Genomic DNA, 15,166 nt, shown 5'->3' on the forward strand with positions numbered 1-15,166 from the left:
GCAGCTGAAAAAGTTGTGTTTTGGCAAACAACAAAAAATTTAGGGGGGGAAAATTATCTCTCCCTGAACGCGAAACAAGCCTTAGAAGCAATAAAATGTACCCTATAGGGTGACTTTTTTAGTGTCTACTCTATAGGGTACATTTTACGATTCTACAGGCTCGTTTTTTTTACAACTTGATACCTCTACCAAGAGATTTCATCGAAAAACGGTGTCACCATGGTTTAAGGGATATGGTGCAGGAGACAACCCGTGTATTGATGAACTCATTGATTAATTTAAGTGTAATCAAGGAGCGCATCCAAAATACTCTCCCTTGACGGTCGAGACGCTGTAACACTGAAAATCCAGGGTGCTTACAGGAATTAGAAACATTACACGAACGCATCCGCAAATACCCTTGAACGACCACTTTTCGCTAAATGAGCAGGACATAATCGGAAAAGGGATAATCCCCCAAAACAGAGAAAAACGCCCCGGAATTGAGGATTCAGACGTATGTTTTCATAATGCCTATGATCGGGACCAAATAAAGCTGAGGTGACAGGGGGTGGGGTAGTACCAGTGTCCGGGGACTCAATTATGTTTGTATTCGTATCCTTTGGGTTTAAGCGTTGAATGTAAAGTTATTATTTTTCCGTTTTTTTCAGTATAAAAGTATTTTACATCGGGTTCATCAGCAAAAATAACTTCTACACTATAGAGCGGAAGCTTCCCAAAAACGCCACCTACACTAACTATTGTTTTCTCATCAATATTTTTCTCGGTAATGAGATGTTGGCGTACCTGATTCTCTAAGCTTAATAGGGTTCCTTGAACATATATAGCTGGAACAGAGATAAGGATTAAGCCTAGGAAAACTATAATCATTATTTTTTTGTTCATATTCGCTATCCCCCAAAAGTGATTGTATATGGCCTTTGATAAACCACAATGTAGGAACGGACTACGGTATAATTCACGTTCATCCAAAAGGACCCGGGATCGTTCCAAGTGGGGGTTCAACCGAGATATACACGCTGTATCTCGATTATACCCCAAATAAAGGGAAAAATATAAAAAAGAAGCCTTCTTTCCATATGTCTTCCGTAAATTCTAAATGGCCATTTTTTATGGACCAACAAACGGGAAGGGAGAGGATTATCCCCTTCTTTTAGGGAATCATTCATACCATTCAGATTCAAGCAAATGTGGAGGTGTCCGATTTGACCCAAACAGAAGGAATCAAAACGATCAAACTGGAGATAAACGCAGGAGGCAATCCATTCGTCGTCCACACCGCAGTGCTATGGGATGAGAATGAAGCCATTCTTGTGGATACAGGCATCCCCGGACAATTGGAGCTGATTCAGAACGTACTGGCGCAAGAAGCGATTCCTTTTGAAAAATTGACGAAAATCATCATTACCCATCAAGACCGGGATCATATCGGCAGCTTGCCTGAAATAGTAGCAGCAAAGAAAGGAAGCGTACAGGTGGTTGCTCACGAGGTAGCGATTCCGTATCTGGCAGGAGAAACGCCCTTGATCAAAAGTGGGGTACTGGCCCCTCCGGTAAAAGTGGATCATGCCGTACAGGATGGCGATGTTCTCCCTTACTGTGGAGGTATCCAGGTGATTTATACGCCCGGTCATTCCCCCGATCACATCTCTTTGTATCATATTCCGAGCAAGACGTTGATTTCAGGAGACGCCCTCACAGCACAAGATGGGGTACTGATGCCTTTCAATCCCGAATTCACGCCAGATCAAACAACAGCTCTCCAATCGATCCGCAAACTGCTTGAGTTCGATATAGAGACAGTGATTGCCTATCACGGCGGTGTTTGTACAGGGGGTATCAAACAACGTCTAGCGGAAATCGTAGCAAAGGAGGGCATGAATTCAGATGAACATCCGCAGAGGTAAAGGAAAAGAAGCAAGCGAACTGAGTGAGCTTGCCTATCGCTCCAAAGCTTATTGGGGATACAGTGATGAATTCATGGAGGCTTGTCGCGATGACCTGACGCTATCACCTGCCTATATCAAGACGCAGGAAGTATATGTGTTAGAGGACGAGGGTAGCATCAAAGGCTTCATGAGTTTGGAAAAGGATGCAGAGCAAGAGCAGTGGCTATTAGGCTATTTGTTCATGGAACCGGAGGCAGTTGGAAAAGGTTACGGAAAGGCTCTGTGGCAGCATATGGTGGAGGTGGCACAAAAGCTGGATATCCCAGCCGTCACCATCCACAGCGACCCCTACGCAGAACCGTTTTACTTGTCGAGAGGGGCAAAGTGCGTAGGAGAAATCGCATCTACCGTTTTCCCGGGCAGAACATTGCCGTTGTTGGAAGTAGAAATCGAAAAGGAACGGAGTGTGGAATAGCTGCAGTCTATTCCAAGCAGCTTCAACGCTCAAGCATGTAAAATGCTTGGGCTTTTTACGCTTCTCTTCCTTATTTCACGATTTTATACCGGATTGCCTTGGCAACTGCCTGTGTACGATCTTCTACGCCCATTTTCTGCAAAATCCGATGGATATGCGTCTTGACGGTTCCCCCTGAGATAAGCAGGTGCTGCGCAATTTGATCGTTACGTTTACCGTAGGATAGCTGCTCAAGTACGTCCCGCTCTCGATCGGTCAACTGATCAAACATGACAAGGGGTGGAAGCGCAGAGTCACAGTCAGCATCAGAGTCAGGCTCGTGATTCTTTTGTTGAAATTGTAGAACCTCCGCGAGAGCCTTGGCAGCTGTAGCCGTGTAGAACAGTGCCTCTCCCTGATGGGCCCTGCGAATGAGATCCAACATATCCTGTGAATCGGAATCCTTTAGCATATAGCCGACAGCACCGGCGCGAATACCGTCTACGATGTAATCGTACGTGTCAAATGTAGTGAGGATTAATACTTTTATCGAAGGATGGAGGCGAGTGATTTCTCGTGTTGCATCGATTCCTGACATATTCGGCATTTGTACATCCATTAAGACTACATCAGGAATGATTTCTCCGACGATCTTCACGGCTTCTTCTCCATCAGAAGCCTCCCCGCTTACTTCCATATCCTTCTGCATTTTGATGACATATCCCAATCCTTGACGGATCATCGTTTGGTCATCGACTAAGACAACACGAATGGTCTCTTTTTTGTTTGGATTTTCCATGCTGGCATTCCTCCGTATTTATCGCTATTTGTTTATTAAAGCGGAAAGCTGATGTCAATTTGAAAGCCGTGGGGCTCTCGAATGGAATAGGAAAGGTCTCCGTTTAATTGCTTGGTTTGTTGGACGATACCTGTTAAACCAGAGCCCAGCTTGATTTGATGATGATTCGTTATATTCCCATTGTCCCAAATAGCCAGGTATAGATAGTTTTGCTTTTTTTCAATCGTGATGAAAATCTCTGTTGCATCAGAATGTCGTATGGAATTGGTAATCGCTTCTTGGAGAATCCGGTAAAGCGTAATGGTTATCTGCTGAGAGAGAGGAATGTCTGGATTGGGACTGATCAGCTGCATTTTGATGTCGGTATGCTGTTGGGCTCGTGACAAGAGTATACGCAGTGGTGTGATTCCCAGAGAGGATTTGTCTGCAGCCAATGTATGTACAGACGAGCGTATATCATCGAGGCTTTGCTTAGACACCGTAAGCATGTCTCGGACAACCTCCTGTGCGTCACTCGGTCCACCCTGCAGCATGTATTTCAAAGCATTCAATTGAACGATTAACGATGTGAGACTGTGTCCCAAAGCGTCGTGAACATCACGGGCGATTCTGGTCCTCTCCTCGAGGACAGCGGCACGAAGTGTATTCACAGAGGCCTCTTGAAGTTCAGAATGAGCTTCCTGGAGTTCGACATGTGCCTTTTGCAATTGTTTCAGATGCTGCTGACTCGATTCCTTTGCTTGATTTTGAAGAGATAGACCTCGTGCCCCGAGATACCATCCGATATAGGTCACGATATAGCCGATAACCTCTTCAAACATATAGTCTTTAAGAAAAAACATGTAAGAAAAGGAGCATGAACCAAAAAAAGTTGCATAGTACAATGCTCGCCGTTCAAGAATGTGAAATCCAATAAATGCCACCAATGGCAAGGATAGACCGACCTCTTGCCCTACATATAGAACCTTTATAAATGACACGGTACCAATAACGATAATGGCGATGTCTTTTTGAAATGGTTTCCAATTCTTTTTGGGTCTGAGAAACATCAGCAGGAAGCAGAAGATGATGATCATCGAGATGATAAATGGAATGGTGGGCTCATGAATGTATGCACTTGGAATGAGAAAAAATGAGATCAATACAAAAAAACAAATGAGCAGGAAACGGGAACGGAAAGATGCAGCTGAAGCGTTCAAGAAGACAACCTCCTTTCTTGGTATACGTACCCATTATATTTTCATTTTAGCATGCGCTGTCGTCTATCTCCGGGTGTACGGTCTTCTATCTCTGGATAGATAAAATCAAATTCCACAATTTGACTACCCGATAGACTTCGGGGACGAATCGTATAAGTACAATTTGATCTATGGAGGGGAACACCCCAAACGATAGTCCGAAAAATAGAGATTGGGTAGGAGGCTTTTATGAACGAACTGTTTCAGTTAGCGAAGATTCTAAGAGATACGAGCACCGTATTTTCCACACTTTCCATGCAAGCATTGGATTCAAGTGATATCACCTGGCAACAAGTTCTCATTCTGGAGCAAATTGCGATCAGCCCGAAAACAATGGGAGAAATCAGCAAGGCGATTGATCTTTCCTATAGTACGACCTCAGGTTTAATCAGTCGGCTGGAACAAATGAACTTGGTGCGCAGATTTCGTGATAAATCGGATCGGAGAATTGTGTGGGCAGCATTGACGGAGCGTGTAGCAGCGAATTGGACGGAAGAAGAAGGAAGTGCTTGTACACCTACATCGCTGCATTCCTTGCGAGCGCTTATTTTGGAGAAAGAAATACTGAGCTGATACGCTGAGCCCCCTATAAACGAAGAGGTGAGAAAATTTTGAATATATCAGAACTGTCCATTAAACGTCCGGTCACGATGATTATGATATCCATAGCCATCTTCATTTTTGGTTTGGTTACCTTTCCTCGCTTGGCTATTGAATTAATGCCATCGCTGAATGCTCCTGTCGCCGTAGTTGTTACCTCTGTGGAGGGGGCGGCTCCAGCTGAGGTAGAAAAGCTGGTTACCAAGCCGATCGAAAATGCACTAGGCACGGTTCCGAATTTAGACAAGGTCACATCAACCTCTGTTAATGGCTCCTCCTCGGTCATCGTCCATTTCAAGTGGGGAACAGACATGGATCAAGCGACGTTGAATATGCGAGATAAGGTAGATTTGGTCCGAGGGAGCTTGCCTGAGTCAGCTGGTTCACCAAGGGTGTTGAAATTTGATCCGACAAGTCAGCCGATACTTGATCTGGCTGTAACTGGCGATCAAGATGTCAACAAACTGAAAAAAATCGCGGACGATGTAATCAAGGCCCGTTTGGAACGAATTAACGGTGTTGCTTCTGTCACGGTCACTGGTGGGCAAGAGAGAATTGTCGATATCATTGTAGACCCAGCCAAACTAGCCGCCTATGGATTGACATTGGATCAAATAAAGGCAGCACTAGAAAACAGCAATGTATCAGGATCAGCGGGTGCGATACGGGAAGGTGACGCAAAGACCAGTATTCGCGTGCAAGGAGAATTCACCAATGTGGACACCATTGCACTCACGCCGATCTCTGTCGGTGGGAGCTTCATCCGATTGAGTGATATTGCCAACGTAACAGACACCATCAAAGAAGTGACCAATTTGAGCTACATTGATGGAAAGCCAAGCCTGGGAATTTCCGTGATGAAAGGCACAGGCGGCAATACGATCAAAATCGCAAAAGACGTAAAGGCTGAGCTGGAGAAGATTAATAGCACGCTTCCAGCAAATGTAGAAACAAGTATCGTTCTCGATACCTCTACCTATATCCAGAGCTCCGTTGACAACACGGTAGTACATGCTCTTGCAGGTGGTGCCATTGGCGTACTCATGCTGTTCTTCTTCTTGGGCAGTCTGTCGTCTATGCTTATTGCGGTCATTGTCCTGCCTGTATCGATCATATCAACCTTCCTCTTGATGTATATGACAGGTCAAACAATCAACCTGATTTCCCTGGCAGGTCTCACGCTCGGATTGGGATCATTAGTGGACTTCGCGGTTGTTATGCTGGAAAACATTTTCCGTCAGCGGGAACAAGGTAAAAGCATGATGGAAGCGGCATTGGTTGGTTCCAAAGAGGTAGGAACTGCGGTGATGGCATCCGCATTGGCACAAATTTGCGTATTCTTACCGATTGCACTGACAGAGGGTATTGTTGCTGAGCTTTTCGCACCGTTGGCATTGACGGTCGTTTTCTCACACATCGCAGCACTCGTTTTCACCTTCTTGCTGGTTCCAATGATGAGTGCGCGCCTGTTAAAAACTGTCCCGGAGCATACAAATCATGAAAACTATCGAGGCTTTAATCCACTAACCTGGTTTAACATCGGATTTCATAAGGTGGAAAAGGGCTATCAAAGGGTTCTCAAATGGGCATTGGGTCATCGAAAAACCGTGATTGGATCTGCTTTTGCCATGTTGATTGGCTCATTGATGCTAGTTCCCACTCTCGGAGCAGGGTTTTTCCCGGATATGGACCAAGGAGTAATCCAAGTAGAGATCAAGCTGCCGAAGGGTACTGTCTTGACGGAAACAGAAAAAGTAATGAAGCAAGTAGAAGAAGTGGTCAATCAAGTGCCAGAAAAGAAATTGGTCAAGTCCTCGGTCGGGGGTGGCGACGGTATTTCAGAGAGCGGTGCATCTACTTCTCATAACGCAACGATCGAACTTCACGTAGGAGAGATTACTACGAGACAGCGATCGACAGAGGCAATTGCTGTGGGCCTGCAAGAGCAAGTCAAGCATATAGCAGGAGCAGATATCAAGGTGAAATCCCTTTCCGGTGGTATGGGGGGCGGAGCAGCCATCTCGATTGAAATTCGCGGAGATGATCTGGACGTCTTAACCGAACTGAGTGAGATTGTAAAAGGGGAAATAGCCAAGGTACCGGGAACGATGAATGTATCTACCAGTGTTAAGGAAATGAGTCAGGAGTTCGATGTGAAGGTCGATACAGAGAAGGCGAGCTTGTACGGGTTGACAACAAATGAAATCCTTTCTGCTGTGCGAACTTCTTTCCAAGGTCAAACGGTTACCCAGTATCGTACGGGTGAAGATGAAATTGATATCAATCTCAAGCTGCCAGAAGACTATAAGGAAGATATCAATTACTTGAAGAACCTGCGTATTTCCACGCCAACAGGCGCTCAAATCAGTCTCACTTCCGTAGCGACCATTAGCAAAGTCGAAGTACCACCATCGATTGAGCGCAAAAACATGACGCGTGAAGTGACGGTCACAAGCGATTTGATCGGGGATAACCTGCAAGCGGCCGCGACGGAGGTTACGAATATCATCAATAAGCTGAATGTTCCGGATGGCTACACCATCGAAATGGGCGGACAGAGCGAGGATATGGGAAATTCTTTTGTGAATCTGGGTCTCGCGATCATCTTGTCCGTCGTGCTTGTGTACATGGTCATGGCTGCTCAGTTTGAATCACTTTTCAGTCCATTTATCATCATGTTCTCGGTTCCTCCGAGCCTTACTGGAGTCATATTGGGGCTTTTGTTTACAGGAACACCTATTACCGTATCGGTTTTGATCGGGTACATTTTGCTGATCGGTCTGGTCGTGAACAATGCGATTGTGTTAATCGATTTGATCAATCAGTTGCGTGCAAAAGGTTGGGAGCTACATGAAGCGATTTTACATGCAGGACCTGCTCGTCTGCGTCCAATTTTGATGACAACCCTCACGACGATTATGGCCATTGCCCCGCTCTCCGTTGCTGCTGGGTCTGGTTTAGAACTGCAAGCGCCCATGGCTACTACCGTCATGTATGGCTTGATTTTCTCCACCATGATCACGCTCATACTCGTACCTGTGGTTACCGTATGGTTTGATGAGATGGGACAAAAGAGACGCAACAAACGCAAGCAAAAGCAGGAAAAGAAAATCCGTACCACGTTAGAATCGACAAATGCATGAGAAAAGAGGAGGAACCATTCATGATCAAAAATAAAAGAATCGCGATTGTGGCGCTACTTTCCCTTACCTTGATCACAGGCTGCGCAAGCCAGGAGGATGCAGCGACGACTGCTGCTCCTCCAGCAGAAACGGTTACCCCTGTACAGGTTGCAACGGTGGCACACGGCGTGGTCACATCGGAGGCTGGATTGACTGCAAAATTGGCACCAAGTGAGGAAGTCCAAATGTCACCAAAAACTAGCGGGAAAATTGCATCTCTCCCAGTAAAGCTGGGTCAGGCCGTAACAAAAGGACAATTATTGTTTACACTCGATACGAATGAGTTGTCTAACAGTGTAAGAGAGCAAGAAGCAGCTCTCCGTGTGGCAAAAGCGAACTTAACCCAAGCAGGCAGCACTTCTAACCAAAGCTTGGTGGAAGCACAAAATGATTTGACGGAAGCAGAACGAGCGCTTGCTGACGCCAGACTGAATCAACAACGTAATCAGAAGCTACTCGCAGAGGGAGCGATTGCTACTGAGAAAATGGAAGAGGTAAATACAACGCTCACAAAAGCCCAGATTGCCTATGACAATGCAAAGCAGAAGCTGCAAGGCGCGAAACAAAAAACGGGTGTGCAAGTATCGGCAGCGAGTGTAACGGAGTCCGAGGTCAGACTGCAAAATGCTCGTGAGCAACTGGCAAATGCAAAGGTTGTCTCCCCCATCGACGGATTTGTCGCAAGCGTGACCGGAGCAGTAGGGCAAATGGCAGGCCAGCAACCCATTGTGACCGTCGTCAAAACGAATCCACTTGTGGTCAAAGCAAATTTGTCTGAAGCAGATGTAACGAAAGTAAAAGTAGGAACAGTCGTCAAAGTAAACGTGCAGTCTACAGGCAAAACGATTGATGTAAATGTAACGGCGATTAGTCCTGTCATGGATTCGCAGCTCAAAGCCTATCCGGTAGAAATCACGATTCCGAATGCTTCGCATGAATTGAAGTCCGATATGGTCGTGAATGTTACCTTCCCGCAAAGCTCAGATGGAGCGAAGTCACTCGTCATTCCTCGCAAGGCCGTATTTGAGCGTGAAGGCAGACAATACGTGTTCAAGCTGGAAGGGGAAACAGCCAAGCAAGTGGAAGTGTCAACGGGCAACTCGACAAGCGAGTTGATTGAAGTAGTATCCGGCCTAGCGAATGGAGATAAAGTCGTGGTAAAAGGACAGACGCTGCTTGCAGATGGCGGCAAGGTGAGTATTCAGGAGTAAGTAGATAGGGAAGAAAAAGAGGCGGAGCAGATCCGTCTCTTTTTGTTATGAAATGGTAAAAACATTTACTCTACCAAATATGCTAAACAGAGTATAATTTTAGCTATGATCAATGGAGAGTTAAAAATCAATGCCTCGAACTTTTGCATAATCCCGACATCAAAGCAATGAGGGGATAAGGAGTCATACGTGATTATATCTACAAAACTGTGCAAAGGAATTGCACTGCTCATGACAGTCGTGCTCGTCTCTGGATGCTCGATGTTTGCGAGCAAAGATGAATCCACAGAGCGCCAGAAGACAGAGAAGAAACAGAATATCACTCGTTACACGGGTGAAAAAAGCAAGGTGCTGCCTTATGTATACACGGGGCGCAAGGAACTGGCCCTGACGTTTAACGGCATGGGCGACGATAAGATGATGAAAAGTCTTTTGGAGCAGCTAGATGCCCATAAGATCAAAGCCACTTTTTTTCTGCCGGGTATGCGTGTCGCCGAGGAGCCAAGCATCGCCAAGGACATTTTGGCCCGGGGTCATGAAATCCAGAACAACACATTGAATCAACTGGATATGAGCAAGCTCAGCTACGAGCAAATTTATCGGGAGATTCAGTTGAGTAATGAAGTCATCAAACGCGAGACGGGTATTTCCCCTCGCTATGTGAGAACTAAATCTGGCGATGTGACGGATGACGTCCGTTTGGCAGCCGCCCATCTCGGGATGGAAGCGGTCGTCAGCTACAATATCAACCCAAAGGACCGTGATTTGCAAAAAGACGCCAAAACCATTGGAGATTACATAACTCGCTACATGTCCAGAGGCAGCATTATCTCACTCAATACAGACATCAATCCTGAGGTGATCCCAGCCATTCCGTTGATCGCCAAGGCAGCAGCGGATATCGGCTACCAGTTTGTCCCGCTCAGTGAGATGGTGAAAAACGGCGGTGAACGCAAGCCGCTGGAACAAATACCAGGCTTTGACGCAGTAAAACTGAATCCGCAATTCGAAAATGCCGAGTACAAAATCATCTCTCAGGTCGACACAAATAAAAAACAGATCGCGCTCACCTTTGACGACTGGGGAAGCGACAAAACCGTAACGAAACTATTAGACATTTTGGCAGAGCATGATGTCAAAGCGACGTTCTTCTTACGGGCAAAAGGGGTGGAGGACAATCCAAATTTGGCGAGAGCGATGGTGGAGAGTGGTCATGATGTGGCCAACCATTCGTATAGCCATCCGGTCATAACGACGCTGACAGCGGAAGAATTACAAAAGGACGTGGTCAAAGCACACCAGGTCATTACTGAAGCTATCCAACAGCAGCCTGTCATGCTGTTCCGTCCGCCGACTGGCGTAGTAGACGATCATACAGCCAAAGTGATTGCAGCTACGGGATACAAGGTCATTGCGTTGTACGATGTCACCACATTGGATTGGGACAATAAAAACAGCGCCCAAGATATCGTAAATGGCGTCATGAGCAAGACGAAAAATGGCAGTGTCATTTTGCTGCATATGCTCGATGACATCCACACGATTGAAGCACTCCCAATTGTACTGGAAAGCCTGAAAAGCAAAGGCTACACCTTTGTAAAGATGGACGACATGATCAAACAAAGCCGCTCCGACAACTAATCCCTTTCTCAGAAAGGGATTTTTTTTGCTTTTTTTCGCAAAGCTCGGGCGATTGACAGTAAAAATACTGTTTGTTATAGTTTTATCGATAATGATAATCAATATCGATTATGACATTACTTACATCTATCTTACAAACGTACATAAGGGAGGCTCATCATGCTTACGAACCAAACAGTAAAGGCTGTCCTTGCTGTCATTTTGGTGTTCTCGCTTTTTTTGACGGCATGCGGTGGAGCAAATACAGCAACGCAAGCACCCGCAACGGATTCTGCTTCCAAGCCAGCTGACAAGTCAACAGCAGCCCCTACTGAGAACAAAATGCGCAGCATCGAAACACCCAAAGGGACCATTCAAATTCCTGACAAGCCACAGCGTATTGTGACGGATTACTACGCAGGCGAGTTGATTGCAGTAGGCGGAAATGTAATCGGCGCAGAGACGGAAGCTTTTAAAAGCCCGTTTACCGTTGAACCATTAAAAAATGCGCAGGACGTGGGCAGCCCGCGGATCAATGTGGAGAAAACGTTAGAGCTGGCTCCTGACCTCATCGTCGTCATGTATGACGATAATTATGAAGCCTTGTCCAAAATCGCTCCAACCGTTTATCTTCCGTACGGTACGGCGACAAACATTTATGATACCCTCAAATTGTTCGGAGAAGTGGTTGGCGATAAAGAAAAGGCAGACAAGTTCATTGCAGACTTTGACAAAAAGGCTGCCGAGGGGCGCGAAAAGCTGAAAGGCATCGTGGATGAGAATGCAACAGTTGGTCTCTACGAGCTGACGAACAAAGGAGATTTGTGGATCTTCGGCGATCACGCAGGGCGCGGTGGTCAAACCGTGTACAATGCATTGAAGCTGAAAATGCCGCACGCAGACAAATCCAAAGAGCAAACCTTACAGCTGTCCATGGAAACCTTGCCAGAATACGCTGCGGATTACATGTTCGTGACTTTCTACAATCCGGAAAAAAATAGTGAAGCCTTGAAGACCTTACAGGAGTCTGCTGTCTGGAATGCTACCCCTGCTGCGAAAAACAATCAGATCTTCTACAACGACTACGATACATTCTATCGCTATGACCCAATCGCGATCACAGCACAGATTGATATGTTCGTAGATATGCTGATCAAAAGACACGAAGAGAACAAGAGCAAAAAATAGATCACAAGAAAAGTCATTCCTCGCCGGATGACTTTTTTTCGTCTTACGAAATAAACCTTACAAAATGTAAAGAAAACTGTAAGGAACATCAATAGCTCCTATTCTGGAATTTGGTTACAGTTAATAGCGACGGAAACAACGAACGCGAGTCAATAGATAGAATGGAGGAACGTAGAATGAGTACTGCTGTACTAGAAGTGAAAGACGTTCAAAAAATATATGGGTCAAAAGGTGAAAGCCAATCGCATGCCTTAAAAGGCGTATCGATGACCATAGACAAAGGTGAGTTCGTGGGAATCATGGGGCCATCCGGTTCGGGTAAGACGACTTTGCTCAACGTGATTTCCACACTGGATCGTCCAACAGAAGGCTTTATTGAGATTGCGGGAACGAACATTACACAGATGAAGCGTAATCAGCTCGCAGATTTTCGTTCGCAAAAGCTCGGCTTCATTTTTCAAGATTTCAACCTGCTAGAGAATTTGTCCGTGTATGAGAACATTGCATTGCCGCTGTCTCTGCAAGGGGTCCCTTCCAAAGAGATCAACACCAAAGTAAGTAAAGTAGCACAAACACTCGGGATCGAAGAGATTTTGCAAAAATATCCGGTTCAAATTTCCGGGGGACAAAAACAACGCGCCGCGGCAGCACGCGCACTTGTGCATGATCCTGCGATTTTGCTGGCGGACGAACCGACAGGCGCCCTCGACTCCAAGAATGCGAAAAGCTTGCTGGAAACGATGACAGATTTGAACGAGAACCACCAAGTATCAATCATGATGGTTACGCACGACGCCTTTTCTGCGAGTTATTGCAAACGGATCTTGTTCATTCAGGACGGCAAGCTGTATATCGAGATTCAACGTACGGGAGATCGTCAGCAATTCTTCAAACAAATTCTGGATGTACTGGCCGAGCTAGGTGCATCACATGATGTACGCTAGGAGGTAACGATTCATGCTTTTCAAGCTATCCTTGTCCAGTATGCGGAAGATGATGAAGGACTATCTGGTTCTGCTCGTGGGTCTGGTCATCTCCATTTCGATTTTTTACATGTTCCAGACGCTTGCCCTCAATTCTGATTACACGAAAAACAACGCGATGATTTCTTCGATTCAGATCGTTTTCAATGTAGGGGCATTCCTGCTGGCGTTTATCACGATTTTCTATATTTTCTATGCCAACTCATTCCTACTCTCGCTGCGGCGCAAAGAGCTCGGAATGTACATGGTCTTAGGAGCGAAGAAGGGGAAAATCAGCCAGATTTTGTTCCTGGAAACATTGACGATGGGGATTATTTCCTTAGTGATCGGTAGTTTGGTTGGTATTGCGCTCGCAAGCGGCATCGGCGTCTTGCTCATGAATCTGCTGGAGATTTCGACAGATGGGTACTATCCTTTTTATCTGCCAGCGGTTTGGATGACATGGGGATTCTTCCTCATTCTGTTTATCATCACATCTACGATCAATGCTGCTCGTTTGGCTCGCGCAACTGAGCTCGCTCTCATCCGTGCTGAGCAGCAAAATGACCAAATCAAGTCAAAAGGAATCGGAGCCGTTTTGGTCGCTATCCTTGGCGTGATTCTGTTGGCTCTGGGCTATACATGCTTGCACTTGATTATGTACCTGCAAGCACTCGGCTTTATCGTAGGAGCGATTTCATGCACCATCGGGACGTACTTGATTTTCATCTCGTTGTTGCCAGTTCTTGTACAGGCTTTGAAGAAAAATAAAAAGCTGAATGACAGCAAGCTGAACGCATTCACCTTTGCTCAGCTACGTTTTCGGGTGAACAACCTGACCAAAATTCTCGGTACGGTAGCTATGCTGATCGGGCTTGGTGTCGGGGCGATGGCAGGGGGCTTGGCCTTCCAGCAAAACGTCAATTTGTTTACCACGGTGTTTCATGTGTATGACGTGAATCTGCATGATCCGGTTGACGCGGATTATCAGGCACTGAAAAAAATGAACGTTCTGGAGCAAAATACGTATCGATACAAAGTTGACGACAAGGCGTATTACTACTTGAAGGAAGACTTGCTGGCAAATCCGTTACTGCTTTCCACGAACAGCATTCAAAATTACTCTGCTGACAACAAGCCAAAACTTGTGACTGATCCGCTTCCGAAAGAGACGTATATCGTTAGTTCGTCAAAAGATGACAAAGGTAAATACGATGCTATTCCTGAGGATTGGGACAAAGCGATATTCACCAACTTTATCAACTACCAGATGATTGAGGGCAAATCTGTTCTGGTTGTGGATCAGGCAACGTATGAGCAAACTGCTGGAAGTGAACACAAGGTTCTCCTTGCCCAGGTTGACGACTATTTGAAATACACGCAGGAATTAAAAGCCATGGATGAACGTCAAAAGCAACTGATTGGGTCTATCACAAATGTGGAAGCGAAAGACGTATACACTTCTTCCAAATACAGCACGTATGCGGGGATGTATATTTTCACAAGCGGAACGATGTTCATGGGCTTCTTCCTCGGAATTGCTTTCCTGGCGATGATGGCGAGCTGCCTGATGTTCAAAATCTTGTCCGGTGCTTCCCGTGACAAAGATCGTTACAGCATGCTGAGAAAAATCGGCGTACGTCAATCGTTGCTCGTAGGCTCGATCTATAAAGAGCTGTTCATGGTATTCATTTTCCCGGCGATCATCGGTCTGATGCACGTATTGATCGGTATGGAGATGTTCTCGTTCATCCTTTTGGATCCGTACCTGAACATCTGGATTCCAACGCTGATTTTCGTTGTGATCTATGCGATTTACTATTACATTACAGTTCAGCTTTATCGTGGAATTGTGTTGCCAAAAGAAGCGTAATTTTAAGAAAATCAATCCTCCTCATTAGAGGGGGATTTTTTCTTTTTTTACGGAAAGGGACGAAAACATGGGATAAGCTATATGACCAAAGAACTTTAATAAAAATTTTAAGTTTACCCCACTTTATATTTTAGAAGTTTTTTCTAACTT

The 15,166-nt window shown here is 45.6% G+C and carries 12 protein-coding genes; 9 read left to right on the plus strand and 3 right to left on the minus strand.

The window, feature by feature from the left end; genetic code table 11:
• Positions 1 to 576: 576 nt before the first annotated feature.
• On the minus strand, positions 577 to 885 hold the full coding sequence (locus ODZ53_RS20840; RefSeq protein ID WP_372679710.1) for a DUF3139 domain-containing protein: 309 nt from the start codon (positions 883 to 885) through the stop codon (positions 577 to 579).
• Between the two features lie 311 nt (positions 886 to 1,196).
• Here ODZ53_RS20840 and ODZ53_RS20845 point away from each other — a divergent pair, with 311 nt between their 5' ends.
• Both ODZ53_RS20845 and ODZ53_RS20850 read left to right on the plus strand, forming a co-directional pair.
• Positions 1,197 to 1,907, plus strand: coding sequence for an MBL fold metallo-hydrolase (locus ODZ53_RS20845; protein WP_372679712.1), 711 nt, complete (start codon positions 1,197 to 1,199; stop codon positions 1,905 to 1,907).
• Positions 1,888 to 2,364 (plus strand): GNAT family N-acetyltransferase, encoded by a 477-nt coding sequence (locus tag ODZ53_RS20850; protein ID WP_372679714.1) that lies wholly within the window; start codon positions 1,888 to 1,890, stop codon positions 2,362 to 2,364. Before ODZ53_RS20845 ends, ODZ53_RS20850 begins: the two co-directional genes overlap by 20 nt.
• A 70-nt stretch (positions 2,365 to 2,434) precedes the next feature.
• On the opposite strand, the gene ODZ53_RS20855 is transcribed toward ODZ53_RS20850, so the two are convergent.
• Both ODZ53_RS20855 and ODZ53_RS20860 read right to left on the minus strand, forming a co-directional pair.
• Entirely contained in the window at positions 2,435 to 3,142 is a 708-nt protein-coding gene (locus ODZ53_RS20855; RefSeq protein WP_372679716.1) for a response regulator transcription factor, read from the minus strand.
• A 35-nt stretch (positions 3,143 to 3,177) separates the two neighbouring features.
• On the minus strand, positions 3,178 to 4,341 hold the full coding sequence (locus tag ODZ53_RS20860) for a sensor histidine kinase (RefSeq protein ID WP_372679718.1): 1,164 nt from the start codon (positions 4,339 to 4,341) through the stop codon (positions 3,178 to 3,180).
• Between the two features lie 228 nt (positions 4,342 to 4,569).
• Here ODZ53_RS20860 and ODZ53_RS20865 point away from each other — a divergent pair, with 228 nt between their 5' ends.
• From ODZ53_RS20865 to ODZ53_RS20895, 7 genes are all read left to right on the plus strand, one after another.
• Positions 4,570 to 4,953: a MarR family winged helix-turn-helix transcriptional regulator gene (locus ODZ53_RS20865; RefSeq protein WP_372679720.1), complete on the plus strand. Its 384-nt coding sequence runs from the start codon at positions 4,570 to 4,572 to the stop codon at positions 4,951 to 4,953.
• A 38-nt stretch (positions 4,954 to 4,991) separates the two neighbouring features.
• Positions 4,992 to 8,123 (plus strand): efflux RND transporter permease subunit, encoded by a 3,132-nt coding sequence (locus ODZ53_RS20870; RefSeq protein ID WP_372679722.1) that lies wholly within the window; start codon positions 4,992 to 4,994, stop codon positions 8,121 to 8,123.
• A 20-nt stretch (positions 8,124 to 8,143) separates the two neighbouring features.
• The gene (locus tag ODZ53_RS20875) at positions 8,144 to 9,373 is read left to right on the plus strand and encodes an efflux RND transporter periplasmic adaptor subunit (RefSeq protein ID WP_372679724.1); all 1,230 of its coding nucleotides are present in this window, start codon (positions 8,144 to 8,146) and stop codon (positions 9,371 to 9,373) included.
• A 189-nt stretch (positions 9,374 to 9,562) separates the two neighbouring features.
• On the plus strand, positions 9,563 to 11,014 hold the full coding sequence (locus tag ODZ53_RS20880) for a polysaccharide deacetylase family protein (protein ID WP_372679726.1): 1,452 nt from the start codon (positions 9,563 to 9,565) through the stop codon (positions 11,012 to 11,014).
• 159 nt (positions 11,015 to 11,173) lie between these two features.
• Positions 11,174 to 12,181 (plus strand): ABC transporter substrate-binding protein, encoded by a 1,008-nt coding sequence (locus ODZ53_RS20885; RefSeq protein ID WP_372679728.1) that lies wholly within the window; start codon positions 11,174 to 11,176, stop codon positions 12,179 to 12,181.
• Positions 12,182 to 12,357: 176 nt separating this feature from the next.
• Complete coding sequence (locus tag ODZ53_RS20890; RefSeq protein WP_372679730.1) at positions 12,358 to 13,125, plus strand: ABC transporter ATP-binding protein; 768 nt, start codon at positions 12,358 to 12,360, stop codon at positions 13,123 to 13,125.
• A 13-nt stretch (positions 13,126 to 13,138) separates the two neighbouring features.
• Positions 13,139 to 15,016: an FtsX-like permease family protein gene (locus tag ODZ53_RS20895; protein ID WP_372679732.1), complete on the plus strand. Its 1,878-nt coding sequence runs from the start codon at positions 13,139 to 13,141 to the stop codon at positions 15,014 to 15,016.
• The last annotated feature ends 150 nt before the right edge of the window (positions 15,017 to 15,166 follow it).

Origin of the sequence: Brevibacillus sp. BD137, from assembly GCF_041644655.1 — a bacterium.
Lineage (GTDB): Bacteria > Bacillota > Bacilli > Brevibacillales > Brevibacillaceae > Brevibacillus > Brevibacillus brevis_D.